Source organism: Streptomyces kebangsaanensis (genome assembly GCF_001906585.1).
Taxonomy (GTDB): Bacteria; Actinomycetota; Actinomycetes; order Streptomycetales; family Streptomycetaceae; genus Streptomyces; species Streptomyces kebangsaanensis.
The window spans coordinates 72,798-75,635 of sequence record NZ_JUJA01000077.1; the positions used below are offsets into that span (position 1 = coordinate 72,798).

Consider the following 2,838-nt stretch of genomic DNA (forward strand, 5'->3'; position numbering starts at 1 on the left):
GTACCACCCGCTCCTCGTCGGTGTGCCCGAGCACCAGGGCGCGCTCGCCGTCCTCGAGGATCTCCTTGAGCGTGACGATGTCGCCGACGCGCTCGAATTCCATGGCCTCGACCACGTTGAGCGCTTCGTTCAGCATCACTTCCTGGCCGCGCCTGAGCTCCTCGAGCTCGACGCTGGGGCTGACGTTCACCCGCAGCTTGCGGCCGCCGGTGAAGATGTCGGCGGTGCCGTCCTCGGTGGCCTGCAGGAAGACTCCGAAGCCGGCCGGCGGCTGGGCGAGCCGGTCGACCTCTTCCTTGAGGGCCACGATCTGGTCGCGGGCCTCACGGAGCGTGTTCGCCAGCCGTTCGTTCTGGGCGGACACGCCGGCCAGGTTGGTCTGCAGCTCGACGATCCGCTCTTCGAGAATCCTCGTGTGTCGCGGAGAGTCGGCGAGCTTGCGTCGCAGGACGGCGATCTCCTGCTCAAGGTAGGCGATCTGCCCGGCCGGGTCGTCGGACCCGCGTCCCGGGCGGATGCCGCGGTTCATGTCGTCGTCGTGGGCTGCCACGGTCCTCACCTCCTCCAAGGGGAGCTGGACGCTTCCAGACCCTACCTGGGTGGGTGTCGATTGAAACCCCTAGATCACAAAGACTGTCGGGGTGTGTCCGATCTTCACCCTTGCGCTCTCCCTCACGCCAGGGGAATACCCACCGAACACGATGGGAAAGCAGCCGGAGGTAGGGTCGAGTCGTTCAACACCCGTCGGAGCTGGCCAAATTCCCGTACGGCTCGACGTGATACGGCAGGAGAGATGAGCGTGCAGCAGCGGACCTCGGACGGTGGCGAGGCACTGGAGGTCTGGATCGACCAGGATTTGTGCACCGGTGACGGCATCTGCGCGCAGTACGCGCCGGAGGTGTTCGAGCTGGACATCGACGGCCTGGCGTACGTGAAGAGCGCGGACGACGAGCTTCTGCAGGACAGGGGGGCGACAACGCCCGTGCCGCTGCCGCTTCTCACGGATGTGGTCGATTCGGCGAGGGAGTGCCCGGGCGAGTGCATCCATGTGCGTCGTGTTTCGGACAAGGTCGAGGTGTACGGACCTGACGTGGAGTGACCGCTTCCGTGCGGGCTGTGATCGATGTCTGTTCTCTCACAGCTCCGGGGCGTGCGGTCAGACGCTGCGCGCGCCGGCGGGCGTGGAGCGGACGAACGCGCCGTTCCTCCACTGCCACTTCACGCTTTCCTTGAGGTCGGGGCAGCAATTGGGCACGTCGGGCGAGGAGTAGCCGAGCAGGGTTGCGGTGACGGCTCCTTCACGGACGGCGAAGTCCGTGACCGTGTACCGGTCCTTGGGTTCGAGGAGGGTGGCGACGACGCGGGGCGCGGTGTCGTCGGCGGCCCGGGTGAGGACGTAGACGGCGTCGGGCGGGGTACCCATGGAGGCGTCGCAGTGCACGACGGCGACGGTCTCCGGCCTGCCGTCCCCGTCGAGGTCTCCGGAGGCCTGCTTCGCCACCACGCTCTTCACGGGTCCGCAGTCGAGCGGGAACGTCACACCGGTGGTGTCGGGGGCGGCCGCGGGGGAGGGTTCGGCGGGGGTTCCGGCCGGCTGGGCGGCGGTGGCCGAGCCGGGTTGCGCGATCGAGGAGAGGGCCACGACCGCGGCGACCGCGGTGGCGGTGGCCAGCCAGTGGATGGGGCGGGTGTGCGTGTGGGCCAGTTCCGGAACGGCGGGTTGCTGCACGAGGAGCGTCTCCTGTGAGGGCTGTGCCGGTGGGGGTGGCCAGCATCGTGCCACACGTCACAGTGCGGGGGAACGGCGGGGTGGGTACTCGTGCGGGTTCCGCGCGGCGGGTGTTTCGGCGTGGCGGTGTCGTGGTGCCGGGTCAATGCGAGGGCGCCGTGGCCGAGTTCCCGGTCGTCGTCGGGAACTCGGCCACGGCGCCTGTGCGTTGCGATCGGCGGGGGCCTGTCAGCGGGCGGCGCCTCCGTCGGCGTTGGGGCCCTCGTAGTCCTCGCCGTAGGCGCCCTTGGCGGGCCTGCGGCGGCGCATGGGCGGCTCGACGCCGTCCGCGAGGCGGCGGGCGGTGAGCAGGAAGCCGGTGTGGCCGATCATGCGGTGGTCGGGGCGGACGGCCAGGCCCTCGATGTGCCAGTTGCGGATCATCGTCTCCCAGGCGGTCGGCTCGTTGAAGCAGCCGATCTCGCGGATGGACTCCACGGTCCTCGCGAGCTGGGTGGTGGTGGCGACGTAGCAGCACAGGATGCCGCCGGGGACGAGTGCCTTGGAGACGGCCTCCAGGCACTCCCAGGGGGCGAGCATGTCGAGGATGACGCGGTCGACGTCGGTGTCGGACAGGTTGTCCTGGAGGTCGCCCACGGTGAGCTGCCAGGCAGGGTGCGGGCCGCCGAAGTAGCGCTCGACGTTGGCCTGGGCGATCTCGGCGAAGTCGGCGCGGCGCTCGTAGCTGTGCAGCATGCCCTGGTCGCCGATGGCCCGCAGCAGGAAGCTGCTGAGCGAGCCGGAGCCGACGCCTGCCTCCACGACGCGGGCGCCGGGGAAGATGTCGGCGAAGGCGAGGATCTGCCCCGCGTCCTTGGGGTAGACGACGGCTGCCCCGCGGGGCATGGACAGGACGTAGTCGGGGAGCAGGGGGCGCAGCGCGAGGTAGGCGACGTTGCCGGTGGTGCGGACAACGCTGCCCTCGGGTGCGCCGATCAGTTCGTCGTGCGGGAAGGACCCCTTGTGGGTGTGGAAGTTCTTCCCGGCCTCGAGCGTGAACGTGTAGTGGCGGCCCTTGGGGTCGGTCAGCTGTACCTGGTCCCCGACCTTGAAGGGCCCGCGTCGGCGGG

3 protein-coding genes and 1 pseudogene are annotated in these 2,838 nt (G+C 69.7%); 1 reads left to right on the top strand and 3 read right to left on the bottom strand.

The annotated features are described in order from the left end of the window. Positions 1–550, bottom strand: a pseudogene (locus tag RH94_RS43080) (proteasome ATPase); the annotation flags it as partial. A 243-nt stretch (positions 551–793) separates the two neighbouring features. Here RH94_RS43080 and RH94_RS11435 point away from each other — a divergent pair. Continuing rightward, positions 794–1,099, top strand: coding sequence for a ferredoxin (locus RH94_RS11435; RefSeq protein WP_073947527.1), 306 nt, complete (start codon positions 794–796; stop codon positions 1,097–1,099). 57 nt (positions 1,100–1,156) lie between these two features. Here the strand turns inward: RH94_RS11435 and RH94_RS11440 are convergent, their stop codons facing one another. After that, on the bottom strand, positions 1,157–1,729 hold the full coding sequence (locus tag RH94_RS11440) for a hypothetical protein (RefSeq protein ID WP_073947493.1): 573 nt from the start codon (positions 1,727–1,729) through the stop codon (positions 1,157–1,159). A 228-nt stretch (positions 1,730–1,957) separates the two neighbouring features. Then, a partial coding sequence (locus tag RH94_RS11445) for a tRNA (adenine-N1)-methyltransferase (RefSeq protein WP_073947494.1) occupies positions 1,958–2,838 on the bottom strand: 881 nt, incomplete at its 5' end.

Bases quoted from the DNA above. Each gene is read 5' to 3' on its own strand.
- RH94_RS11435 (WP_073947527.1), top strand. From the start codon at position 794: ATGAGCGTGCAGCAGCGGACCTCGGACGGTGGCGAGGCACTGGAGGTC.